Source organism: Bradyrhizobium sp. (genome assembly GCF_047605465.1).
GTDB lineage: Bacteria > Pseudomonadota > Alphaproteobacteria > Rhizobiales > Xanthobacteraceae > Bradyrhizobium.
Map to the genome: position 1 here is coordinate 11,530 of NZ_JASGFS010000029.1, position 23,034 is coordinate 34,563.

Annotated in this window: 20 protein-coding genes; 5 read left to right on the plus strand and 15 right to left on the minus strand. The window is 66.2% G+C overall.

Annotated features, from left to right (window positions below):
• Positions 1-148 precede the first annotated feature (148 nt).
• The 3 genes from QM712_RS20945 to QM712_RS20955 all read left to right on the plus strand — a co-directional run bounded on the left by QM712_RS20945 (position 149) and on the right by QM712_RS20955 (position 5,866).
• Positions 149-1,360 carry an efflux RND transporter periplasmic adaptor subunit gene (locus QM712_RS20945; protein ID WP_415025043.1) on the plus strand — a complete coding sequence of 404 codons (1,212 nt, stop codon included), beginning with the start codon at positions 149-151 and terminating at the stop codon, positions 1,358-1,360.
• Positions 1,357-4,518, plus strand: coding sequence for an efflux RND transporter permease subunit (locus QM712_RS20950; protein ID WP_415025044.1), 3,162 nt, complete (start codon positions 1,357-1,359; stop codon positions 4,516-4,518). Before QM712_RS20945 ends, QM712_RS20950 begins: the two co-directional genes overlap by 4 nt.
• 157 nt (positions 4,519-4,675) lie before the next feature.
• Complete coding sequence (locus QM712_RS20955; RefSeq protein ID WP_415025045.1) at positions 4,676-5,866, plus strand: ABC transporter substrate-binding protein; 1,191 nt, start codon at positions 4,676-4,678, stop codon at positions 5,864-5,866.
• 159 nt (positions 5,867-6,025) lie between these two features.
• Here QM712_RS20955 and QM712_RS20960 read toward each other — a convergent pair whose 3' ends face one another.
• Genes QM712_RS20960 through QM712_RS20975 form a run of 4 tightly spaced genes read right to left on the minus strand, consistent with a single transcriptional unit; the run spans position 6,026 to position 10,623 of the window.
• On the minus strand, positions 6,026-6,412 hold the full coding sequence (locus QM712_RS20960) for an MAPEG family protein (protein ID WP_415025046.1): 387 nt from the start codon (positions 6,410-6,412) through the stop codon (positions 6,026-6,028).
• 26 nt (positions 6,413-6,438) lie between these two features.
• The gene (locus tag QM712_RS20965) at positions 6,439-7,521 is read right to left on the minus strand and encodes a lipocalin-like domain-containing protein (protein WP_415025047.1); all 1,083 of its coding nucleotides are present in this window, start codon (positions 7,519-7,521) and stop codon (positions 6,439-6,441) included.
• Positions 7,511-9,973, minus strand: coding sequence for an ABC transporter permease (locus tag QM712_RS20970; protein WP_415025048.1), 2,463 nt, complete (start codon positions 9,971-9,973; stop codon positions 7,511-7,513). Before QM712_RS20970 ends, QM712_RS20965 begins: the two co-directional genes overlap by 11 nt.
• On the minus strand, positions 9,970-10,623 hold the full coding sequence (locus QM712_RS20975) for an ABC transporter ATP-binding protein (protein WP_415025049.1): 654 nt from the start codon (positions 10,621-10,623) through the stop codon (positions 9,970-9,972). The genes QM712_RS20970 and QM712_RS20975 overlap by 4 nt, the downstream gene beginning before the upstream one ends.
• 145 nt (positions 10,624-10,768) lie before the next feature.
• Here QM712_RS20975 and QM712_RS20980 point away from each other — a divergent pair, with 145 nt between their 5' ends.
• Positions 10,769-12,118, plus strand: coding sequence for an MFS transporter (locus QM712_RS20980; protein ID WP_415025050.1), 1,350 nt, complete (start codon positions 10,769-10,771; stop codon positions 12,116-12,118).
• Between the two features lie 212 nt (positions 12,119-12,330).
• Here the strand turns inward: QM712_RS20980 and QM712_RS20985 are convergent, their stop codons facing one another.
• From QM712_RS20985 to soxX, 11 genes are all read right to left on the minus strand, one after another.
• Positions 12,331-14,046 (minus strand): N-acyl-D-amino-acid deacylase family protein, encoded by a 1,716-nt coding sequence (locus QM712_RS20985; protein ID WP_415025051.1) that lies wholly within the window; start codon positions 14,044-14,046, stop codon positions 12,331-12,333.
• A gap of 170 nt (positions 14,047-14,216) precedes the next feature.
• Positions 14,217-15,425: an MFS transporter gene (locus QM712_RS20990; RefSeq protein WP_415025052.1), complete on the minus strand. Its 1,209-nt coding sequence runs from the start codon at positions 15,423-15,425 to the stop codon at positions 14,217-14,219.
• Positions 15,426-15,788: 363 nt separating this feature from the next.
• Entirely contained in the window at positions 15,789-15,944 is a 156-nt protein-coding gene (locus QM712_RS20995) for a hypothetical protein (RefSeq protein ID WP_415025053.1), read from the minus strand.
• Positions 15,945-16,029: 85 nt separating this feature from the next.
• On the minus strand, positions 16,030-17,070 hold the full coding sequence (locus QM712_RS21000; RefSeq protein WP_415025054.1) for an MBL fold metallo-hydrolase: 1,041 nt from the start codon (positions 17,068-17,070) through the stop codon (positions 16,030-16,032).
• Positions 17,071-17,329: 259 nt separating this feature from the next.
• Positions 17,330-17,788, minus strand: coding sequence for a hypothetical protein (locus QM712_RS21005; protein WP_415025055.1), 459 nt, complete (start codon positions 17,786-17,788; stop codon positions 17,330-17,332).
• Positions 17,785-19,536 carry a thiosulfohydrolase SoxB gene (soxB, locus tag QM712_RS21010; RefSeq protein WP_415025056.1) on the minus strand — a complete coding sequence of 584 codons (1,752 nt, stop codon included), beginning with the start codon at positions 19,534-19,536 and terminating at the stop codon, positions 17,785-17,787. Before soxB ends, QM712_RS21005 begins: the two co-directional genes overlap by 4 nt.
• A gap of 52 nt (positions 19,537-19,588) precedes the next feature.
• Positions 19,589-19,894, minus strand: coding sequence for a hypothetical protein (locus QM712_RS21015; RefSeq protein ID WP_415025057.1), 306 nt, complete (start codon positions 19,892-19,894; stop codon positions 19,589-19,591).
• Positions 19,891-20,754: a sulfur oxidation c-type cytochrome SoxA gene (gene soxA / locus QM712_RS21020; RefSeq protein ID WP_415025058.1), complete on the minus strand. Its 864-nt coding sequence runs from the start codon at positions 20,752-20,754 to the stop codon at positions 19,891-19,893. The genes QM712_RS21015 and soxA overlap by 4 nt, the downstream gene beginning before the upstream one ends.
• On the minus strand, positions 20,754-21,065 hold the full coding sequence (soxZ, locus tag QM712_RS21025) for a thiosulfate oxidation carrier complex protein SoxZ (protein WP_415025059.1): 312 nt from the start codon (positions 21,063-21,065) through the stop codon (positions 20,754-20,756). Before soxZ ends, soxA begins: the two co-directional genes overlap by 1 nt.
• Positions 21,066-21,156: 91 nt before the next feature.
• Positions 21,157-21,648 (minus strand): thiosulfate oxidation carrier protein SoxY, encoded by a 492-nt coding sequence (soxY, locus tag QM712_RS21030; protein ID WP_415025060.1) that lies wholly within the window; start codon positions 21,646-21,648, stop codon positions 21,157-21,159.
• 25 nt (positions 21,649-21,673) lie between these two features.
• Entirely contained in the window at positions 21,674-22,030 is a 357-nt protein-coding gene (soxX, locus tag QM712_RS21035; RefSeq protein ID WP_415025061.1) for a sulfur oxidation c-type cytochrome SoxX, read from the minus strand.
• 233 nt (positions 22,031-22,263) lie between these two features.
• On the opposite strand from soxX, the gene QM712_RS21040 reads away from it, so the two are divergent.
• The gene (locus QM712_RS21040) at positions 22,264-22,935 is read left to right on the plus strand and encodes a DUF938 domain-containing protein (RefSeq protein WP_415025062.1); all 672 of its coding nucleotides are present in this window, start codon (positions 22,264-22,266) and stop codon (positions 22,933-22,935) included.
• Positions 22,936-23,034: the final 99 nt, after the last annotated feature.

A 23,034-nucleotide genomic window follows, 5' to 3' on the forward strand; every position in this document is an offset into this window, starting at 1 on the left:
CCTGTCAACCCGTCATCCGGCCAGGGCGTCTTCGGGGCGGTACGCGCAACGCTGTCTTGAAGAGTTCATTATTGAAACCCATCTTGTGCCGCCTGCGGGTAGGGGGCTACCCTGTCGCTGCCGCAGCCACCAGGGAAGGGGGCAAGAGATGAGCGAGCCGGACCCGAGGCAGCGTATTGCGCGGTGGCCATTCGTGGAGCCCTCCTTCGGCGCGGTCTTGCTCGCGGCCCTGTCCCTCACCACAGCGGGCCTGCTCGCCGGTTGTGAGCGGCCGGCCTCGCAGGCAGCCGCTCCGTCGCCGCCGTCGGTGACGGTCGCCCAGCCGGTCAAGCGCACCGTGACCGATTGGGACGAGTTCACCGGCCGCTTCGAAGCCGTCGAAGAAGTGCAGGTGCGCCCCCGCGTCGGCGGCTTCGTCAACTCGGTCGAATTCCAGGACGGCGCGATCGTGCATCAGGGCGACCTGCTCTACGTCATCGATCCACGCCCGTTCGAGGCCGTGGCGGAACAGGCCGACGGCCAATTGTCGGACGCGCGCGCCAAGGTCGAGCTGGCCAAGCGCGAGCTCGACCGTGGCCTGAACCTGGTCCAGACCAGCGCGGTCTCCGAACAGGTCGTCGACCAGCGCCGCCAGGCGCTGCAGGCCGCGCACGCCGCGGAAGCGCAGGCCGAAGGCGCGCTGAAGGCCGCCAACCTCAACATCGAGTTCACGCACGTGACCGCGCCGATCACCGGCCGGGTCAGTCGCCATCTCGTCAGCCCCGGCAACCTCGTGCAGGGCAGCGACAACGGCGCCTCGACGCTCCTGACCTCGATCGTCACGCTCGATCCGATCTACGTCTATTTCGACATGGATGAGGCGACGTACATCAAGTACAGCAAGCTGTGGTTCGAGGGCAGGCGCCCGAGCTCGCGCGACACCGCGAACCCGGTGCAGGTGACGCTGGCCGGCGAGACCAAGCCGTCGCATGACGGCACGATCAACTTCCTCGACAACCGCCTCGACGTCTCGACCGGCACGCTGCGCAGCCGGGCCGTCGTCAAGAACACCGATCTGTCGATCCTGCCCGGGCAGTTCGGACGGGTCCGGCTGATCGGCAGCGCGCCCTACGAGGCACTGCTGATTCCGGACGTCGCGGTCGCGACCGACCAGTCCCGCAAGATCGTGTTCGTGGTCAAGCCGGACGACACCGTCGAGGCGCGCCCCGTGATGCTCGGTCCGCTCGACGAGGGCCTGCGCGTGATCCGCGAAGGGCTGAAGGCGGAGGACCGCGTCATCGTCAACGGCATCCAGCGCGCCCGCGTCGGCGCCAAGGTCACCCCGCAGACGGCGCCCGCGCCGACCGGTGGTAAGTCATGAATCTCGGCCGGCTCTCCATCAATCAGCCGATCCTGGCGATGGTGCTGTCGATCGTGCTGTTGATCGTCGGCGCGCTCGCCTACACCACGCTGCCGGTCTCCGAATATCCGCAAGTCGTGCCGCCGACGGTGGTCGTCACCACGCAATATCCAGGCGCCTCCGCGCAGACGGTGTCCGACACCGTGGCGGCTCCGATCGAGCAGGAGATCAACGGCGTCGAGGACATGCTGTATCTCTACAGCCAGGCGACCTCGAACGGGCAGCTCACCATCACCGTCACGTTCAAGCTCGGCACCGATCTCGACAAGGCCCAGGTGCTGGTGCAGAACCGCGTCGCGATCGCCCAGCCGCGCCTGCCGGCCGAAGTGCAGCAGCAGGGCGTCACCACGCGCAAGAACTCGCCCGACATCCTGATGGTCGTGTTCATGCTGTCGCCCGACGACAGCTTCGACCAGCTCTACATCTCCAACTATGCGCTGCTCCAGGTCCGCGACCAGCTCCTGCGGCTCGACGGCGTCGGCGACATCCAGATCTTCGGCGCGCGCGACTATTCGATGCGGCTGTGGCTCGATCCCGATCGCATCGCCAACCTCGGCCTGACCTCGACCGAGGTGCTGGCGGCGATCCGCGCGCAGAACGTGCAGATCGCGGGCGGCCAGATCGCCGAGCCGCCGATCGCGGACCGCGCCTTCCAGCCGAATCTCGTCTTCACCGGGCGCCTGAAGGACACCAGGCAGTTCGAGGATATTCTGATCAAGGCCGGCTCCGACGGACGCACGGTGCGCCTGCGCGATGTCGCCCGCATCGAGCTCGGCGCGCTCTCCTACACCACCAACAGCTTCCTCCTGCGCAAATCGGCCGTCGGCATGCTGGTGACGCAGCGGCCGGGATCGAACGCGCTCGCGACCGCCAAGGGCATTTCCGACACCATGGCGAAGCTCAAGGAGAGCTTTCCCAGGGGGCTCGACTACAATATCGGCTACAACCCGACCGAGTTCATCGCGCAATCCGTCCACGAGCTGATCAAGACCATCTACGAGGCGATGCTTCTGGTCGTGATCGTGGTGCTGGTGTTCCTGCAGGGATGGCGGCCGGCGATCATTCCGATCGTCGCGATCCCGGTTTCGCTGGTCGGCACCTTCGCGGTGATGGCGGCGCTGGGCTTCTCCATCAACAACCTCACGCTGTTCGGCCTCGTGCTCGCCGTCGGCATCGTGGTCGACGACGCGATCGTGGTGGTCGAGAACGTCGAGCGGCATCTCGAGCACGGCATGAGCCGGCGCGACGCCGCGCTCAAGACCATGGAGGAGGTCGGCGGCGCGCTGGTCTCGATCGCGCTGGTGTTGTGCGCCGTGTTCGTCCCGACGGCGTTCCTGGGCGGCATCTCCGGCCAGTTCTTCCAGCAATTCGCCGTCACCATCGCGGTCGCGACCGCGATCTCCTGCTTCTGCTCGCTGACGCTGTCGCCGGCGCTGGCCTCGCAGATCCTGGTGCCGCACGGGGAGAAGCGGCCGCCGGCGCGCTGGAACGTGATCGCGCGCGGCTGGGGCGCGTTCACCGGCGTCTTCAACCGCGTGTTCGACCGGCTGGCGCATGGCTATGCCGGCCTCGCCAATTTCGTGATCCGCCATGCGGCGGTGATGATCCTGGTCTACGTCGTGCTGATCGGCAGTGCCGGCTGGCTGATCGCGACGACGTCGCAGGGCTTCATCCCGGCGCAGGACCGCGGCTACGTCATCGTGTCCGTGCAATTGCCCGGTGCGGCCTCGCTGGCCCGCACCACCGACATCGTGCGCGAGATCGAACGGATCGCGCTGGATACCCCGGGCATCATCCGCGTCGCCGCCTTCGCCGGCTTCTCCGGCGCGACCCGCACGCAGGCCGGCAATGCGGCCGCGCTGTTCCCGGTCTTCGACGAGCCCGAGGCGCGCCTGAAGAAGGGGTTGTCCGCGAATGCCATCACGGGCGAATTGCGCAAGCGTCTCGCCGCGATCCAGGGCGCGTTCATCATCGTCATTCCGCCGCCGGCCGTGCCCGGCATCGGCACCGGCGGCGGCTTCACCATCCGCATCCAGGACCGCCAGGGCCGCGGTCCGGAGATGCTGGCGGCCGCGACCGACGAACTGGTCGCCGCCGCGCGCAAATCACCCAATCTCACCTCGGTGTTCTCGCCGTTCACGGCCAACACCCCGCAGCTCTTCGTCGACGTCGACCGCACCAAGGCGCAGAAGCTCGGCGTCCCCATCGCCAACATCAACGATACGATCGAGACCTATTTCGGTTCGACCTATGTCAACGACTTCAACCTGTTCGGCCGCACCTACCACGTCACCGCGCAGGCCGATTTCCCGTTCCGAAAGGAGCCGAGCGATCTGGCCCGGCTGCGCACGCGCAATGCCGCAGGCGACATGGTGATGCTCGGCAGCGTGGTCGATTTCAAGGACGTCTCCGGCCCTGACCGCGTCGCCCGCTACAATCTCTATGCGGCGTCGGAATTGCAGGGCGAGCCCGCGCCGGGCGTCAGTTCGACCACCGCGCTCGACACCATCAAGAAGCTCGCCGACGACACCTTGCCGAGCGGCTTCACGTTCGAATGGACAGACCTGTCCTATCAGCAGGTCACCGGCGGCAATGCGGGCCTCTACGTGTTCCCGATCTGCGTGCTGTTCGTCTATCTCGTGCTGGCCGCGCAATATGGCAGCTGGACCCTGCCGTTCGCCGTGATCCTGATCGTGCCGATGTGCCTTTTGGCGGCCACGATCGGCGTGCGCATCATGGGGCAGGACGTCAACATCCTCACCCAGATCGGCTTCGTCGTGCTGGTCGGGTTGGCGGCCAAGAACGCCATCCTGATCGTCGAGTTCGCGCGCGATATCGAGAACGAGGGCAAGCCGCGGCTGGAAGCCGTGATCGACGCATGCCGCCTGCGCCTGCGGCCGATCCTGATGACGTCGTTCGCCTTCATCCTCGGCGTGCTGCCGCTGGTGATATCGACCGGTTCCGGCTCGGAGATGCGGCAGGCCGTCGGCGTCGCCGTCTTCTTCGGCATGATCGGCGTCACCCTGTTCGGGCTCCTGTTCACGCCGATCTTCTACGTGGTGGTGCGGAACCTGGCGGAGGGGCGGCGGGACGGGAAGCCGGAGGCGGTGGCGCAATAAGCGTGGGCGTCGGCGCATCCACATCCCGGCCCTTGCCGCGACGGCACCTCTTGTTCGGCGTCCATACTAACGACCAACATGAAATGGATGGGCAGCGAGGGAGTTCTTCACTACTATCCGCGCGATTTCAAAGCAGAAACTTCCGGGAGACAAACGTATGAAATCAGTACTTTTGGCGGCCGTCGCGACCTCTGCCCTGTTGCTGGCAGGATCGGCCTCCGCACAAGGCGTCAAGATCGGCATCCTCAACGACCAGTCCGGCGTCTATGCCGATTACGGCGGCAAATATTCGGTCGAAGCCGCCAAGATGGCGATCGAGGATTTCGGCGGCGAAGTGCTCGGCCAGAAGGTCGAGATGGTCACCGCCGACCACCAGAACAAGCCCGATCTCGCCACCTCCATCGCACGCCGCTGGTATGACGCCGACAACGTCGACATGATCACCGAACTGACGACATCGTCGGTGGCCCTCGCCGTGCAGGACCTGTCGAAGGAAAAGAAGAAGATCGACATCGTGGTCGGCGCGGCGACGTCGAGCATCACCGGCAACGCCTGCTCGCCCTACGGCTTCCACTGGGCTTTCGACACCCACGCGCTGGCGGTCGGCACCGGCGGCGCGCTGACCAAGGCGGGCGGCGACACCTGGTTCTTCCTCACCGCGGATTACGCCTTCGGCTACGCGCTGGAGAAGGACACCAGCGAAATCGTCACCGCCAATGGCGGCAAGGTGCTGGGATCGGTCCGCGTGCCCCTCAACTCGTCGGACTTCTCCTCCTTCCTGCTGCAGGCGCAGAGCTCGAAGGCGAAGATCGTGGGTCTCGCCAATGCCGGCCAGGACACCACCAACTCGATCAAGCAGGCGGCCGAATTCGGCATCGTCTCCGGCGGCCAGAAGCTGGCCGGCCTGCTGATGACGCTCGCCGAGGTTCATGGCCTGGGACTGCAGGCGGCGCAGGGCCTGGTCCTGACCGAAGGCTTCTACTGGGATCATGACGACGCCTCGCGCGCCTTCTCCGAACGCTTCTTCAAGCGCACCGGCCGGATGCCGAGCATGATCCACGCCGGTACCTATTCGGCGACCCTGAGCTACCTGAAAGCCGTCAAGGCGGCCGGGACCAAGGACTCCGAAGCCGTCGCCAAGAAGCTGAAGGAGCTGCCGGTCGACGATGCCTTCGCCAAGGGCAAGGTGCTCGAGAACGGCCGCATGGTCCACGACATGTATCTGTTCGAGGTCAAGAAGCCCTCGGAATCGAAGAAGCCGTGGGACTACTACAAGCAGATCGCGGTGGTCCCCGGCGACAAGGCGTTCGCCACGGCCAAGGAAAGCGGCTGTCCGCTGACGAAGTAGGTCTCGGCGGCTCGACAAGCACAACGGGTCCTGGCGCAAGCCAGGACCCGTTATCGCGACAGCGCGTTGGTGAAAACGCCACCAGCCTGCCCATGACCACGCCCGGTGGTTATGGGTCCCGGCTTTCGCCAGAGCGACACCGAGAGCACGCGCCGGCGCTCACACCAGCCGCAACAGCACCGCGCCCAGCGCGCCGACCCAAAGCGCGACGGCGGCGAGCGCCTGGATCGCGAAGCCGGGGCCGCGCTTGGCGGCCGCCTGAGAATAGCCGATGAAGTAGACGATGCGGCCGATAATCCAGATCGCGCCGATGCCGGCCGCGAGGGCGTCGCCGTTATAGATCGCGAACAGCCAGAGCGACGGCAGGACGATCGGCATCCATTCCAGCGTGTTCATCTGGATGCGGAAGGCGCGATCGAAATCCGGATGGCCCGATGTCGCCGGCACCTTGATGCCGGTCTTTGTTCGCGCCCGGGACACGTTGATGCTGGTGAACAGATAGAATGCGATCGCCAGCAGCGTGACGAGGGCAGTGAGGTGATACATCGAGGCCTCCGGCGGTCGGATATTGCTCAATAGCCGGTCAGCTCGAGATAGCCAACGCCGTCATGCGTGCCGGCAAAGCTGATCGGTCCTTCCCAGTACGAGAAACCGGTTCCCATCCACGCCTTCGGATTGAGCGGCTTGCACGAAATCGAGAATGACCGCGACGGGATCGCGATCTGCCATTCGACCGGCACCTTGCGGCCCGCGATCTCCGCCGTCGCCTTCGGACTCATCTGGATGTCATCACCCGCGATCGATCGGGTTTCGCCCGAAGCGCTGATCCAGTTGCCGAACGGATGATCCTTGCCGTCCTTTTGCCGCAGCCGGTACAGCATCAGCTTGTCGCCTGACGACAGATGCAGCGACAACCAGTCCCAACCGGTCTGGTCGGTGTCGAGCGGCTGGCTGCTCCATTCCCGGTCCATCCAGGCCTGGCCGGACACGTCGACCGGCTTGTCGTCGATGAGAAGCGTGCCGCGCGCGCGGTAGAACGGCTGGCTGTAGTAGTAGGAGGCTTGACCGCGTTCCGACTTGCGGCTGTAGCCGCCGTCGCCTTGCAGCACCACCGGACGATCAGCGTCCAGTGCCAGCGTGTAGCTGAAGTCGGCGCCGGAGGCCTTCAGCGTCAGCGGAGCCAGGGTCCGATCCTCGGTCCGTTCGGACCCCTTCATCTCCCAATCGTCGATCCACGCCATGAACGGTTTCGCCGTGACGCCGGCCTGCCCGACGCCGCCGCGGGAAAACGTCTCGCTGAAGCGATGGGTGTCGGCGCGAGTCACTGCGGCGTGGCCCATCCAGACCTGTTGATTGGCCCAGCCCTCGCCCTGCGGTCCCGGCTGCGTCGCCTGGCGGAACAGCGTCCACTGCAGGCCGCAAGGCGCGCCGCTGCCGTCGACGAGATTCGCCGTGAGATACCACCATTCGATGCGAAACTCCGGATGCGGCTCGTGATCGGCGGGGAAGGCGAAAGTCTTTCCCGGCGTGACTTTCGCGAAGCCGTCGGCGGTCTCGCCAAGCCCGGCATAGCCCTGCGCGCCGGCATGGCGCGCGAGCGCCAGCGCGGCGATGCCGCCGGCAAAGGCGCGCCGCGAAATCCGCTCAGCGTTCATTGGCAAACACCTTGACGAGGTCCGCCGGCTGCATCCGCGCCAGCCGCACCATGGGCAGAAGGGCGGCGAGCAGCGAGGCGAACAACGCGACCGCGACCAACTCGACCAGTTGCAGCGGAAACACGTGGAACGGCAACCGCCAGCCGAACGCCTTCACGTTCACGATGGCGATCAGGCACCAGGCCACCAGCAGCCCGAGCGGCACCGCCAGCAGCGAGGTGAACAGCGCGACCGACAGCGTCTTGGTCAGCTCTATGGCGGCGAGGCGCGGCCGCGTCAAACCGATCGCCCAGAGCGGTGCGAGTTGCGGCAGGCGCGAATTCGCCAGCGTCAGCAGGCTGGTCAACAGCGCGATGCCGGCGACGCCGAGCGTGAACGCGTTCAGCGCCGAGGTCACCGCAAAGGTGCGGTTGAAGATGCGGATCGACTCCGCCTTCACCGTCGCCTGATCGGCGACGCTGCGATCGTCGAGTGCGAACTGCTGCCGCAAGGCCGTGATCAGGCCCGAAATCTTGTCGCGCGGAACGATCAGCCCGATCCGCGTCTGCGGCGTTTGCGGAAACTGCCGGATCAGCGCCGCGACGTTGACGGCGAGCTGGCCCTTGGGGTTGCCGTAATCGGCATAGATGCCGACGATGTCGAGCTCCCAGGTGCCGCCCGGCGCCGGGACTTCGATGACGTCGCCGACGCGCACGTTCAGGCGGCGGCTCAGTTGCTCGCTGATGAAGGCGGCGTTGCCCGGCACGAGCTGGCTCCAGGCGCGGGGCGCCGTCTCCAGCAGCGGCCAGCGTTCGCGGTAGAGCGCGTGGTCGGGCAGGCCGAGCAACTCGACCGGCTGTCCCTGCACCTGCGTCTCGGCCCGCCCGCCGGAGAGGATCGCCTGGACCTCGGCTCGCGCCTTCAGCCAATTGCGGATCGCGACGGCCTGCGCGTTGTCGGACGCGCTGATATAGACGTCGGCCGCGAGCCGCCCGTTGAGCCAGCCGACGAAGGTGCGGCTGAAGGTCTCCACCATGGTGGAGACGCCGACATTCACGGCAAGCGCGAGCAGCAGCGCCATCAAGGCCAGCGACAGTCCGGAGAGTTGCTGGCGGCTGTCCGCCCAGAACCACAGCGCGAGTGGCCCGCGCGCTTGCCGCTGGCCGGCGAGCAGGATCAGTTCGATGATGGCCGGCAGGGTCAGCGCCGCGCCCAGCATCAACGCCGCCAGCACGCCGAATCCCGCGATCAGCGATTGCCCGTAGTGAAGCAGCAGCAATGCGACGGCGAACACGGCGCAGGCCGCAAGGCTCTGCAGGACGAGCCAGCGATGCTGCGCCTGTTGCCAGGCGCGCGGCTGGGCGGTCGCGAGCACGGGCATCCGGAATGCCTTGATCAGGCTGGTGGCGGCCGCGACGATCGCGCCTGCGATGCTGATTCCGACGCCGGCGAGCCACCATTCGGGCCGCAGCGTGAGCTGCCCCGGGATCTGCGCGCCATAGAGCCCGCGCAGCGACGCGGCGACGTCGGGAAGCAGCGCAGCCGCGATGACATAGCCGCAGACGAGCCCGATCAGCCCCGCGACCAGCGCCAGCACCATCAGCTCGATCACCATCATGGTGTTGACCAGCCGCGCCGAGACGCCGCAGGCCCGCAGCGTGCGCAGCATCGGCAGGCGCTGTTCGAAGGCGAGGCCAACGGCGGAATTGACGATGAACAGCCCGACGAAGAACGACAGCAGGCCGAAAGCCGTGAGGTTGAGATGAAAACTGTCGGTGAGCCGTTCCAGCTCGGTCTCGGCCGTCGGCTCGACCCGCTGCAACCGGTCTCCGACGATGCTCGCGAGCGGCGCGGGCCTGTCCTTCGGTTTGCCGATCAGGAGCCGCGAGACCTGGTCCGGCTTGTTCAGCAGCCGCTGGGCCACACCGATGTCGACGACCAGCACGTCCGGCACGAGCTGCGGCAGCACGCGCAGCGGCGGCAGTTTCGCGCCGGTGCTGATCGACAGGACCGCGCCTTCCTGCTCCTGCAGGTCGGCCAGCGTTTCCTGTGCCAGCAGTGTCTGGCCGGGCGTCGCGACGAAGCCCGCCAGATCCGCGGCCCCCAGGCGCGGCGCGTTGCCGACATCGGCCGGCAGCGTCACCGGCTCGATGCCGAGCAGGCGCAATGAGCGTCCATTGACCTGGACGCGGCCCTCGAGCACCGGCGAGACCGGCCAGCCGGCGCGGCGAAGCTTGACGAACAGATCCTGCGAAAACGTCGCCGCATCAGGCGCGATCAGCATCGCCGTCCGCACTCCGCCGAAGGTCGCGGCCGCGCGGTCATAGGCGCTGCGGGCCTGCTGGTTGATCGCCTGCACGCCGCTCCACAGCGCGGTCGCGGCGATCAGCCCGATCAGGAGCGTCGCGAACTGCATCCGGTGGCGTCGCCAATGGCTCAGCAGCACCGCGAGCACCCACAGCGCCCGCCTCATGCGATCCGTCCCGCATGCAGGGTGACGTGGCGGTCGAGCGTGGCGGCCAGATGCAGGCTGTGCGTCACCATCAGGAAGCCGCAGCCGGTGCGCGCAACGAGGTCGCGCGCCAGCGCCAGCACGTCATCGGCGGTCGCTTCGTCCAGATTGCCGGTCGGCTCGTCCGCGAGCAGTAGCGCGGGCTTGGTCGCCAGCGCCCGGCCGATCGCGACCCGCTGCTGCTGACCGCCGGACAATTGCTCGGGATAGCGCTTCAACAGGGCGCCGAGCCCGAGCCGCTCGACCAGCTCCTGTGTCCAGGCCGCATCATGCCGGCCGGCGATCCGTGCCTGGAAGGCGAGATTGTCGGCGACCGATAGGCTGGGGATCAGGTTGAACTGCTGGAAAACCAGGCCGATCCGGTCACGCCGCAATGCCGCCCGGCCGGCGTCCGACAGGCCGGTGACTTCGGTCTCCGCGAGCCGGATCGTGCCGTTGTCGGCGGTGTCCAGTCCCGCGATGAGGTGCAGCAGCGTGCTCTTGCCGCTGCCGGATTCGCCGGTCAGCGCGATGCGCTCGCCGGCCTTGAGGTCGAGATCTACGCCGCGCAGCACGTGGACCGGTTCGCCGGCCGCGGCGTAGGTCTTGGAAAGATTTCGGATGCTCAGCACGATGAATGGCGCCGCACGGAATTAACTCGATGCTGCGTAGCACACCTGGCGCGGAAATGCCGGGGTTGCGTTGTCGTCAAAGCCGTTGTTAGCTTTGTGACGGCCAAATCAAATAAGTGCCGAAAAGAGATCGACGGGGAGAATGATGAGCGCTCAGGGAACGCCCAAAGCAGACGGAATGGCGGCGGGCAGGACGACAAGGACGCCGGTGGAGACACCCAAGGGCGCCTGGACCATCACCTTCCTCCTGTTTCTCTTCATGCTGGTGAATTTCGCGGACAAGATCGTCGTCGGCCTCGCCGGCGTGCCGATCATGACCGACCTGAAGCTCCAGCCCGACCAGTTCGGCCTGCTCGGCTCCAGCTTCTTCTTCCTGTTCTCGATCTCGGCCATCGTGGTCGGCTTCATCGTCAACAAGGTGTCGACGCGGTGGGTCCTGCTGACGCTCGCCGTGATCTGGGCGCTGGCGCAGTTTCCGATGGTCGGCACGGTCTCCTTCACCACGCTGCTGATCTGCCGCATCGTGCTGGGCGCGGGCGAGGGGCCGGCCTTCTCGGTTGCCGCGCATGCCATCTACAAATGGTTCCCGGACGAGAAGCGCACGCTGCCGACCGCGATCCTGTCGCAGGGCTCGGCCTTCGGCGTCGTCCTCGCGGTGCCGGCGCTGAACTGGATCATCGTCAACCACTCCTGGCACTATGCGTTCGGCGCGCTCGGCGTCGTCGGCCTGATCTGGGTCGCGGCCTGGCTCGCGCTGGGCAAGGAGGGGCCGCTCGAGGACACGCAGACCCTCGCCGCCACCGAGACCAAGATTCCCTATGTTCAGCTTCTCACCTCGCGGACCTTTCTCGGCTGCGTGATCGCGACCTTCGGCGCCTATTGGGCGCTGTCGCTCGGCCTCACCTGGTTCACGCCGTTCATCGTCAAGGGGCTCGGCTTCTCGCAGAGCGAGGCCGGGTTCATCTCGATCCTGCCCTGGGTGTTCGGCGCGACCATCGTTATCCTCACCGGCTGGATCTCGCAGGTCATGATGGCGCGGGGCTACACGACACGCATCGCCCGCGGCGTGCTCGGCTCGGTGCCGCTGATCATCGGCGGCCTGATCCTGGCGTCGATGCCGCATGTCCAGGGCACGGGCCTGCAGATCGCGCTGCTCGTCGTCGGTTCCGGCCTGTGCGGTGCGATCTACGTCGTCTGTCCGCCGATGCTCGGCGAGTTCACGCCGGCCTCGCAGCGCGGCGCGATCATCGCGATCTACGGCGCGCTCTACACGCTCTCCGGCATCATCGCGCCGAGCGTGATGGGCACCGTGATCCAGCGTGCCGGCAGCATGCTCGACGGCTACATGACCGGCTTCACCATTAACGCCGTGGTCATGGTCGGCTCCGGCGTGATCGGCCTGCTGCTGCTCTGGCCGAACACCGAAAAGGCGAGGTTGCTGCGCGGCGTGGCTCCGCAGGCGAACACGCTCAAGGGCGCGGTGTCGCCGACGTAAGAGGGCATTGGGCAGTTCGGCTGCCCGCCCCAATCACCACCGTCGTCCCGGCGAAAGCCGGGACCCATACCCCAGGAAGAAGTTTGACGAAGGCGCGGAGTGGGCCGCTCCGCGGACGGGGTATCATTGCTGGCTGTGGCTCCGGCCCCCCGCGCAATTGCGCACGCGGCCGGCACGGCACTTCAACTGCGGAAACGCCCTGAACGCGCCCGCTACTGCATTCCCTGCGCACCACGGATCAGCTTGCCCGGCCGGTGTCCGGTCGCTTCCCCGTGCCGGCGCGTGACCACGCCCGAGACGATCGTGGCGTCATAGCCGTCGACATCCTGCAACAGCCGCCGACCGCCGACCGGCAGGTCGTAATGCACTTTCGGCGGATGCAGGTGCAGCCTGTCGTAGTCGATCACGTTGACGTCGGCCTTGTGGCCGGGTGCGATCAGGCCGCGATCGGTGAGGCCGACCGAGAGCGCGGTCTTGCGCGACTGCGCCGCGACCACGAACGGGATCGACAGCTTCTCGCCGCGCTTGCGGTCACGCGTCCAGTGCGTCAACAGGTAGGTCGGAAAGCTGGCATCGCAGATGATGCCGCAATGCGCGCCGCCGTCGGAGAGGCCGGGCACCGATTGCGGATCGATCAGCATCTCGCGCGTCGCATCGAGATTGCCGTCGGAATAGTTCAGGAAGGGCACGTAGAGCATGCCGCGGCCCTGGTCCGACAGCATCGCATCGTAGGCGAGTTCCTCCGGCTGGCGGCCTTGCTTGCGCGCCTGCGGCCCCAGCGCGTTCTCCGGCGGCTGCTCGTAATCCGGGGGATCGCCGAGCAGGAACATCTTGTCGTAATTGGGCCGGAAGAACAGCGGATCGTCGGTTGCGGTCGCCGTCTCGCTCAGGATCGCCTTGCGCACGTCGCTCTGATGCAATCGCGCCAGCCGCTCCTGCAGCGGCAGATGCGCGATCGCCTGGTAGCTCGGATGGGTCTGGAACGGGTTGCGCGACAGCTCGAGCCCGAGCAGCAGGCCGACGGGACGCGCCGCGATCTGCGCGGTGATGGAGAGGCCGCGCCTGGCTGCCGCATTGATCTCGTCCAGCGTCTGGCGCCAGCGCTGCGGCGACCTGTCGTTCTGCGTGATCGAGAACGAGATCGGGCATTTCGTCGCGTCGGCCACCCGTAGCATCATCGGCAGGTCTTCATGGATGGTGGAGAGGTCGAGCACGAATTGCAGCACGCTGCGGCCCTGGCGATGCATCGCGCCGGCGATCGCCGTGAGCTCGTCCTCGCCCGCCTTCAGCGTCGGCGTGAAATCGCCGGTCGAGGTGCGGTGGTTGAGCGTACGTGAGGTCGAGAAGCCGAGCGCGCCGGAGCGCACCGCTTCACCCGCGAGCCTCGCCATCGCGGCGTTGTCCTCCGCCGTGGAGGGATCGCGGCGCGCGCCGCGCTCGCCCATGACATAGACGCGCAGCGCGGCATGCGGCAGCTGCGCGCCGACATCGATGTCGAAGTCGCGCTTCGAGAGCCAGTCCATGTAGTCCGGAAAGCTTTCCCAGGCCCAGGGAATGCCGGCGCTGAGCACGGGCTCGGGAATGTCCTCGACGCCCTCCATGAGCTGGATCAGGCGGGTGTGGTCGGCAGGCTTGCACGGCGCGAAGCCGACGCCGCAATTGCCCATGATCGCGGTGGTGACGCCGTTCTGCGAGGACGGCGTGATGTCGTGGCTCCAGGTGACCTGGCCGTCGTAATGCGTGTGGACGTCGACGAAGCCCGGCGTCACCAGCTTTCCGCGCGCGTCGATCTCCTCGGCGCCCCTGGCCGAGATTGTCCCGACCTCGCTGATCCTGCCGCCGGTGATGGCGACGTCGGCCTCGAACAGCTCGCCACCGCTTCCATCCGCGATGGTGCCGCCACGGATCACGAGATCAGGGGTGCTCATGGTGTTTCTTCCCGCTTTGTTTTGTCTTGTTTCCTGTCGTCCCGGCGAAGGCCGGGACCCATAGCCACGGCATTCGGTTCAGCGAAGACCGGCAATCGCCAGCTCGCGCCGAAACTGCGTCCGTGAGTATGAACCCCGGCCTTCGCCGGGACGACAGTCGAATTCGTTGCTCAGGCCTTGGCCTGCGGCTTCCGTTCCGTGAACGGCGACAGCACCACGGTCGCCACCATGAAGATCACGGAAGCGCCGAACACCCAGTGCGGTGCGCTCTGGTCCATGATCCAGCCGAACAGCAGCGGGCTGACGATGCCGCCGAGATTGAATCCGGTCGAGACGATGCCGAAGGCGCGGCCGGCGGCGCCGGGAGGCGCGGCGTTGCGCACCAGCATGTCGCGCGAGGGAGCGATCACGCCGGAGAGGAATCCCGCGGCGGTCATCGCCGTCGTGAGGGCCCAGCCGGGCAGCGTGACGAGCGCGATCAGCAGCACGATGGCGGCATTCGCGGCAAAACAGGCGGCCGCGACCTGCCCGTGGCGCTCGGTGTGGTCGGCGAGGAAGCCGCCCGCGAGCACGCCCGCGGCGCTCGCCGCCAGGAATGCCGTCAGCGCGACATTGGCGGCGGAGTAGGTGGCGCCGTAGCCGCTCATCAGCGCGACCACGCCGAAATTGTTGATGCCGGCGACCGACAGGCTCAGCAGCATGAACAGCGCGGTCAGCGTGATCAGCGCCGGCGTGATGACGGCCTGCTTCGGCGCATTCTCGTAGCCCGGCTTCTTCTTGTGCGCGCCGGCATCGGGAATGTTCATGACGACCAGCAGCAACGCCACCGCGACGCCGATCGCGCCCGACGCGATCAGCGCGCCGCTGCCGCCGGATACGGCAACCAGCGCGGCGACGATCGCCGGTGCCACTGCGCCGCCGAGATAGCCGGCAAAGGTGTGGATCGAGAAGGCGCGGCCCATCCGCGCCTCGTCCATGTGTTCGGCGAGGATCGCGTAATCGGCGGGATGATAGACGCTGTTGGCGAGCCCGAGCAGCACGGCGCAGACGATCAGCGAGGCGTAGCTGAGATGCAGGCCGAGCAGGATCAGCGCCAGTCCGCCGAGCACGAGGCCGCCCAGCAGGATGCTGCGCGCGCCGAAATGATCGACCAGATAGCCGGTCGGCGCCTGCGTCAGTCCCGACACCACCGCGAACACGGTGAGCGCGAAACCGAGCTCGATATAGCCGACGCCGAGCTGCTGCTTCAGGAACGGGAACAGCATCGGCAGGACCAGCAGATGGAAATGGCTGACCCAATGCGCAATCGAGATTCCGCTCAGCGTGCGCAGCGCGCTGTCCGCCTTGCCTTGCTGCGGTGCGGCGAGAACGTCGGCCATTATCGTTCCGTTTCAACTCTCCAAGGGCGGGCAAACTATCGGGGAGAGCGGTTATTTGTCCATGAACGCAGGTGCATGGCAGGTAGCGCGGCCGGGGCGTCAGGGGACCCGATCAGCCATCAGCGGGACGGTCAGCGATCAGCGGAAAGTCTGGCCGAGGCAGCCGAGCCTCATCTCCATTGTCGTCCTGGCGAAAGCCAGGACCCATTACCCCCAGGCGTCGTTTGACGAAGATTCGTCATTCGGGACTACGGCCGATCGGAGCCGGGGATCACGCGGTCGGGGTCCTGGCCTTCGCCAGGACGCCGCCGCAGGGTGGGGCAGAGGCGCAGACCCAAATCGCGCTGAATTCGGCAGCGCCCCTTACAAGGGCTCGTCGTCATTGCCGTACCGGTCGCGCTTGGGCGTGGCGATGTCGCCGTCCTCGAAATCGTCGTCGGTGTCGCGCGGAGGCAGAGGTTTCTTCGCCTTCTCGTCCGCTGTCTTGGGCGGTTCGCTCGGCTTGGCGGTCTTGGCCATGGCAGTTCCCGGATGGTGATGCGTCATCCGACGCTATCCCGAAAAGATGTGCGGTTCCTGACTTACCGCAAGCCCGCGAGAGGCATCAGCCCCGCACCACCGGGCCGCCGGCCTTCTTCCAGGCGTCGATGCCGCCGGCGATATGGACGGCGTTGGAGAGCCCGGCCTGCTTGGCGGCGGCCACGGCCATCGCCGAGCGCTCGCCGAAGGCGCAGAAGAAGACGATGCGGCGGCCGGTGGCGGCGGCGACCTCGCGCAGCATGCCGCCGGGCCTCAGGCTCTCCTCGACCGACGGATAGGGCGTGTGCAGCGCGCCTTCGAGCATGCCGTGCTTGGCGCGCTCGTTGGTCTCGCGCAGATCGACCAGCAGGACGTCGGGACGGCCGAGCGAGCGCATCGCCTCGATGGCGCTGAGCACGCGCCCCTCCTTTTCGAGTTCTTCCTGATGCAGGCCGACATGCATGTTGGCGGGGATCGCCACGTCCATCATCTTCGGATTGGCCAGCTTCAGATTGGCCATCAGCTCGACGTACTCGTCGACCGAGCGCACCTGCAGGCGCGGATTGTAGCGCTTCTCCTCGCCGATGGTGGAGACGGTGTCGCCCTTGTAGTCATGTGCCGGGAATACCATCGTTTCGTCCGGCAGCTTGAGCAGGCGGTTGAAGATCGACTCGTACTGCGCGCGCGAGGAGCCGTTCTGGAAATCGGTGCGGCCGGTGCCGCGGATCAGCAGCGTGTCACCGGTGAAGACGCGGTCGCCCATCAGATAGGAGTAGGAATCGTCGGTGTGGCCGGGGGTGTACATCACGTCGAGCGACAGGCCCTCGATCGTCACCTTGTCGCCATCGGCGACCCGCATCGCCACCACGTCGGCCTTGGTCTGGTCGCCCATCACGGTCATGCAATGGGTGCGGTCGCGCAGCTCGCCGAGGCCGGTGACGTGGTCGGCATGCAGGTGGGTGTCCACCGCCTTGACCAGCTTGAGGTCGAGCTCGCGCAGCAACTGGCAGTAGCGGTCGACCTTCTCCAGCACGGGATCGAGGATCAGCGCCTCGCCGCCGCAGCGGCTGGCCAGGAGGTAGCTGTAGGTGCCCGAAACGCTGTCGAAGAGCTGGCGGAAGATCATGGCGAGGACCCGGTGTGATCTGGTTTCCAGATTCTACTACGATATGGTCCATTAGGAGAAGTAATTCACTGCCGTTATTGAAAAAGGTGGAAGATTTTTATTGTCGGTGATTGCTCAGGGATATCAACCGCGCCCGTCGACATTGCCCGCGAAGGCGGGCGAGCCGGTCTTCCGGTGCGCGAAGGGATATCGCGGAGCCGCGGCCATATCGGCTTCCCGGCCTGCGTGGGGATCACCGCGCATGCCCCGGGGGATCGCCTCACGGCTTCACCAGCGTGTAGCCGTTCTCGGTCAGGAACAGGATCTGCCCGACCCCGACCTGCACGGGCGTCGCGGACGGGATGAAGTCCGGCCGCTTGCCGGTGTCCCGCTCGACCGTATCGACGGTGTTGAGGCAGATGTCGAAACGCACGCCCTGCGCGATCAGGCTTTCGACCTGCTTGCGGCGATCGTTGCCGGTCAGCAGGAGGTCGATGCCGGGGCCGAATGCCACCACCTCGATAGCGACTTTGTCGGGGTCGTAGAATTTCAGGAGGTTGTTGGCGACGCTCAGCACCAGCGCCTGCTTCTTCACGTCGCCGTCGGACAGTTGCAGCACGATCTTGTGCTCGGCGAACGGCTTGTCCTGCAGCGGCACCAGCTGCGCGGAAGCCAATGGAATCGCGGCGAAGGCGAATGCAGCCATCAGCATGGCGCGGAATGTCCGAGCGTGGGTCATCCCTGTCCCGCAATGCCGGGATTGTCCTCGACGCCTTTCAACGTGACGCCGGCGCCGAGGCGGTCCGGCATCATCCGGCCCGAGCGGAGATATTTCGCGACGACGTCCCACACCGGAGCGCCTTGCTGCGCGTTGACCGAGGCCCAGCCCGCGACCTTGTAGCGCCGGTGCGCCTCGATGGTCCGGCCATTGTCGAGCTTCAGTTCTGAGATGCGGCCGCCGATCGCGGCCGTCGGCGTGCAGGTGTAGCTGAGGCCGCCGGCGCGCACCATGTCGCCGCCCTGCTGGTAGTAGGGATCGGCGTTGAAGAGATTGTCGCAGATGTCCTCGAGCACGTCCCTGATCTGGCTGCCGGTCATCTCCTGTACATAGGTCTCGGGATAGCTGATCGCCGTTTCGGCGAGCACGTCCTCCATGGTCACGGGCTGGCCGGACAGCGCGGTGACGCCCCAGCGGAAGCCGGGCGACAGCGCGATCTCGGCATCGAGCTCGCTGCGCAGCGCGGTGCAGATCAGCTGATCCATCGGCCCGGAGAAATTGCCGCGACGATAGAGCAGGCGGTCCGGCGTCGCGATCTTCTCGGACCAGTCGTTGACATGCGGGGCGCGGATCTTGCCGATCAGTTCGGCCATCGCGGGATCGGGCTTGAGCAGCTCGGAATAGACCGGCAGCAGGTGATAACGGACGTCGCCGACCTTGCCCTTGGCGATGTCGAGGTCCAGCACCGCCAGGAATTTCCCGTTCGATCCCGCATTGGTGACGAGCGTGGTGCCGCCCGCATTCTTCACCGCGATCGGCTGCGGCACGGCGTCATGGGTATGGCCGCCGAGAATGACGTCGATGCCGGTGACGCGGCTCGCCAGCTTGAGGTCCACGTCCATGCCGTTGTGCGACAGCAGGATGATGGCGTCGACCTTGTCGGTGTTGCGCAGGCCGTCGACATGCCGCTGCAGCTCTTCCTCGCGGATGCCGAACGTCCAGTCCGGCGTGAAACGCTTGGGATGCGCGATCGGCACGTAGGGAAACGCCTGCCCGATGATCGCGACGCGATGGCCGCCGAGCTCCCTGATCATCGACGGCTTGAACACGCGCCCGCTCGCCTTGTCGAAGGCGGGCGCGTCGTTGAACGCGGCTTCCTCGGTCAGGAAGACGTTCTGCGCCAGGAACTCGCCCTTGAAGCGTTCGAGATTGTCGCGCAGCACCTGCTCGCCATAGGTGAATTCCCAGTGACCGGTCATCGCCTCGATGCCGAGCTGGTTGGCGACCTCGACCATGTCGCGGCCCTGCATCACGTTGGCGAGCCCGGTGCCCTGCCAGAGGTCTCCGCCGTCGACGAGCAGCGCGTGCCTGTCGCCGACTTCGCCGCGCAGCCGGTCGACCAGCGTCTTCAGATGCGCGAAGCCGCCGAGCTTGCCGAAGCGTGCGGCGGACTTCTCGAACTCGAAGCAGGTGAAGGCATAGGCGTCCGCGCTGTCGGGCCGGATGCCGAAGCGGTCCAGGAAGGCGCGGCCGACCAGATGCGGCGGCTGTCCGGCCATCTCGCCGATGCCGATATTGACGCTCGGCTCGCGGAAATAGACCGGATTGAGCTGCGCGTGGGTGTCGGTGATGTGCAGGATCCGCGCATTGCCGAAGCGCTCGAGGTCGTAAATGCTCGTGGCCTCGGCGGCGCGCGCAAACCGCGGCAGCCCGGCTGATGCGGCGATTGCGCCTGCACTCTTCAGAAAATCGCGGCGGCGGATGGCCATCTCGAATTCTTCGCGCCTCTCAGCGACATTTCGACGGTTCGACGGCGCCAGTCTAGCGGATTTCCATCGCCTTCCAGGCCTCTTTTTCCGACGTGGCCTGGAAGATCGATGCTTTCGCCAGGGCCTCGGCCTCCTTGGCGGCGGCGACCGCGCGGTCGAAATCGCCGCCATCGGCGGCCTTCTTCGCTGCCGCCAGCGTCGAGACGGTCGTGGTCCATTGGTTGCGCATGCCGGCTGCCTCCTTGGAAGCAGTCTCCGCCGCGGCATAGGCCGCCTTGTAGTCCGCTTCTGTTGCCGCGCGCGCCGCTGGCGCGAGGCTCATGGCAAGCACCATGGCGAGAGGAAGTGACAGCTTCATGGCCGCGCTCCCGGACCGGAAATCGGCAAGCCGTTGGCGACGTAGGAGAGGAAGTATTCGACGTCGCGATACTCGTCCGACTGCGGCTCCAGCGGAACCGCGCGGGTCTGGCTGTTGCAGGTGACGAAGCGGCGGCTGATCGTGCCCATGCCGCTCCATTCGGAACGATAGATCGGCATCGCGTTCAGGATGCCGAGCGCAGGCGCCAGCACCTCGGCGCGGATGCGCTCGCCCGGGCTCTGCACATGGCAGCTCGCGCAGGAGAAATTCATCTGGCCGCGGCGGGTGTAGAAATAGCGCTTGCCGTTTTCGAAGGCCGCGAGCGCGCGCGGATCGTCGGGGATCTTGATGTCCATCGGCTTGCCGCGCGAGGTGAAGGCCATGTAGGCGGTCAGCGAGGCCATCTCGTCCTTCACGTAGGAATAGGGCGCCTCGCCATTGGCTTCGCGGCAGCGGTTGAGCGCGAGCTCGAGCGTGACGACCTTGCCTTCCTTCTCGTCGAAATAAGGATAGTTCTGGCGAATGCCGATGCCGCCGTTCGGGAAGCAGTCGGCATAGGTCTTGCCGTTCTTGAACGGGGTCGCGAACATCTCCTTGCCGGCGTCGAGCGAGAACTCGTAGGGCGGGAACTCCTCCTTCTCCTGCCACTGCCGCTTCATGTCCTCGTTCATCGAATAAGGACCGTTGACGAAATCCTCGTGCTTCACGGTGGGGAATTTCTGGAAGAAGAAATTCTGGAAGGCCTTTGCGTCTGCCGCCGGATCGACCTTGTCGGCCGCGATGGCGCGCGGCGACGCAAGGGCGAGTGCGGCAAGCGCAGCGCAGACGGAGCCGAGCAGGAGGGCGAAGCGAGCTCGCATCACGAGATCTTCGCGGTGGTCGTGTCCGAGCCGCCCTTGTTGTCGGTCCACGAGATCTTGAGATCGTCGCCCTTCTTGGCGCCCTTGAAGCTGAACTTGACGTAGGGGTCCTTGGAGACAGCGGGACCCCAATCGGCAACGAAGACGTCCTTGCCGTTGCATTCGAACTTTAGCTCCTGGATGAAATGCGCGGGGATCAGCTCGCCCTTGGCATCCTTCACGAAGCCGGAATCCATGGGATGCTGGATCAGCGCCTGCACCTCGGTGATGTCGCCGTTGGCGGTGGCGCGCACGCGAATCGTGGATGCCATCTGTCTCTCCCTCGCTGGGGCATGATCCGGAAAAGCGGTTTTCCGATCAGGTTATGCTCAAAAACAAAAGCTGGAGCGCGACGACCGCGCTCTAGCCGCCGCAGCCACCGACGGTGACCTTGACTTCCTTCGCCGCGCTGAAGAGCTTGCCGTCGGCCTCGACGATCGCGACCACGTTGGTGGTCTTGGCCATCTTCAGGCGGTTGGCGACGCTCGGCATCGTGCCATCCGAAATCCTGTAGGACGCCGCAAGCGCGTTCGGGTTCTCGGCGACGAAGAACGAGATCGACGTGACCTTGTCCAGCGTCGTCGTCACCGAGATCGGCACCACCGCGCCGTTCTCGGCGATCTCGGGCGCGTCGAGCTTGACCTTGTCGGAGGGCTCGGCCGTCTTGCCGTACAGCGCCTTGATGGCGTCGGCCTGGCTCTTCTGCTTGAAGGCGTCTTCGGGATATTTGTCGTTCGCCGCGGCGCGCGCGGGGGCCGCGCCGAACGGCAGGTTGCCGAGGCCGATCAGCGCGACCGAGGCCGCGCCCTGCAGGATCAGGCGCCGCGTCGTGATGGGGCCGGTGGTTGCGTTCATCAGAGGTCTCCTGGCGTTCCGGCCGTCACAGCGTCTGCAGGAAATCAACGATCGCGCTGATCTCCTGGTCGGTGAGGATCCGGTTCCGGCCGAATGGCGGCATCATGGTCTGCGGGTTGCGCTTGGTCTCGTCGAACAGGATCGCAACGAGCTCGTTGCGATCGGGGTATTTCGCCTTGATGTCCTTCAGCTCGGGCCCGATCGTTCCGGGCAGGTCGCCGCCCTGGATGACGTGGCAGGTCAGGCAATTGCCCTTGCCGCGGTCGAAGGCGAGCTTCTGTCCCTCGGCCACGGCGGATTGCGCCCGCGCGGGAGACGCGGCCGCGCCGGCCAGGAGGGCCAGTGCAACGAGCAGGGCGGGCTTGGTAGGAAAGGCGGTCAAGGCGTCGTCGTCCCGGAGCGTTATGCAACATGCCAAAGATAGTGCTCAAAAGCACACCCGGCATGTCCTGACAATCAAGACTATGCAGGCTGGAAAACGGAGTTAATATCTCCCGCATTGCAAATGAATAGATAGTTCATTCATTAGACAGCTTTGAGCTGGCAAATTATTCCGGGAGGGCGTTTGGCCCTCGTCATGTCTTGGTCTGCTTGCTGGTTTTCCGGGGACGTCAATTGGCTGAATATGTCGTTGAATTTGGCAGGGACGGCGGCCGGGTCGAGTCCGACGGGCGGCTCGATGCGCCGGCGTTCCATCGCAACCACGAGCCGATCTGGGCGATGCTCGAGAAGCGTCTTGCTGGACGCTCGGGCGACATCGTGGAGGTCGGCAGCGGAACCGGCCAGCACGTGGTCGATTTCGCCCGCCACACGCCCGATCTGGTCTGGTGGCCGAGCGACCTCAACCAGCGTCATCTGAAGAGCATCGAGGCCTGGCGCGTTCATTCGGGCCTGGCGAACATCCGCGCGCCGCTGCGGATCGATCTTGCCGATCCGGACTGGTGCCCGGAGATGAAGAACGGGCGCGGCCCGGCCAGTCTTGCGGCCATCTTCTGTGCCAATGTCATTCATATCGCCCCCTGGCGCGTGGCCGAGGGCTTGTTCGCCGGCGCCGGCCGCTATTTGCGGCCGGATGGCCAGTTGTTTCTCTATGGCCCGTTCAAGCGCGACGGCCGGCACACCGCGCTCAGCAATGCCGTGTTCGACACGTCCTTGCGCGAAGGCAATCCCGAATGGGGCGTGCGTGACGTCGGCGACGTCGAGAAGCTCGCGAAAGGCGCAGGCATTTGCCTGGTCGACGCGATCGACATGCCCTCCAACAATCTCACGCTGGTGTTCTCGCGTTAGCCAGGCGGGAGGTGCACTCCCTCGCCCGCTTGCGCGGGAGGGCTGGGGAGAGGGTATCTTCGCAACCGAGAACCCCAAGGGAGAAAGCCTTCACCCGGC

Coding starts and splice junctions, on each gene's coding strand:
- QM712_RS20945 (WP_415025043.1), top strand. CDS start 149: ATGAGCGAGCCGGACCCGAGGCAGCGTATTGCGCGGTGGCCATTCGTG.
- QM712_RS20950 (WP_415025044.1), top strand. CDS start 1,357: ATGAATCTCGGCCGGCTCTCCATCAATCAGCCGATCCTGGCGATGGTG.
- QM712_RS20955 (WP_415025045.1), top strand. CDS start 4,676: ATGAAATCAGTACTTTTGGCGGCCGTCGCGACCTCTGCCCTGTTGCTG.
- QM712_RS20960 (WP_415025046.1), bottom strand. CDS start 6,412: ATGTATCACCTCACTGCCCTCGTCACGCTGCTGGCGATCGCATTCTAT.
- QM712_RS20965 (WP_415025047.1), bottom strand. CDS start 7,521: ATGAACGCTGAGCGGATTTCGCGGCGCGCCTTTGCCGGCGGCATCGCC.
- QM712_RS20970 (WP_415025048.1), bottom strand. CDS start 9,973: ATGAGGCGGGCGCTGTGGGTGCTCGCGGTGCTGCTGAGCCATTGGCGA.
- QM712_RS20980 (WP_415025050.1), top strand. CDS start 10,769: ATGAGCGCTCAGGGAACGCCCAAAGCAGACGGAATGGCGGCGGGCAGG.
- QM712_RS20985 (WP_415025051.1), bottom strand. CDS start 14,046: ATGAGCACCCCTGATCTCGTGATCCGTGGCGGCACCATCGCGGATGGA.
- QM712_RS20990 (WP_415025052.1), bottom strand. CDS start 15,425: ATGGCCGACGTTCTCGCCGCACCGCAGCAAGGCAAGGCGGACAGCGCG.
- QM712_RS20995 (WP_415025053.1), bottom strand. CDS start 15,944: ATGGCCAAGACCGCCAAGCCGAGCGAACCGCCCAAGACAGCGGACGAG.
- QM712_RS21000 (WP_415025054.1), bottom strand. CDS start 17,070: ATGATCTTCCGCCAGCTCTTCGACAGCGTTTCGGGCACCTACAGCTAC.
- QM712_RS21005 (WP_415025055.1), bottom strand. CDS start 17,788: ATGACCCACGCTCGGACATTCCGCGCCATGCTGATGGCTGCATTCGCC.
- soxB (WP_415025056.1), bottom strand. CDS start 19,536: ATGGCCATCCGCCGCCGCGATTTTCTGAAGAGTGCAGGCGCAATCGCC.
- QM712_RS21015 (WP_415025057.1), bottom strand. CDS start 19,894: ATGAAGCTGTCACTTCCTCTCGCCATGGTGCTTGCCATGAGCCTCGCG.
- soxA (WP_415025058.1), bottom strand. CDS start 20,754: ATGCGAGCTCGCTTCGCCCTCCTGCTCGGCTCCGTCTGCGCTGCGCTT.
- soxZ (WP_415025059.1), bottom strand. CDS start 21,065: ATGGCATCCACGATTCGCGTGCGCGCCACCGCCAACGGCGACATCACC.
- soxY (WP_415025060.1), bottom strand. CDS start 21,648: ATGAACGCAACCACCGGCCCCATCACGACGCGGCGCCTGATCCTGCAG.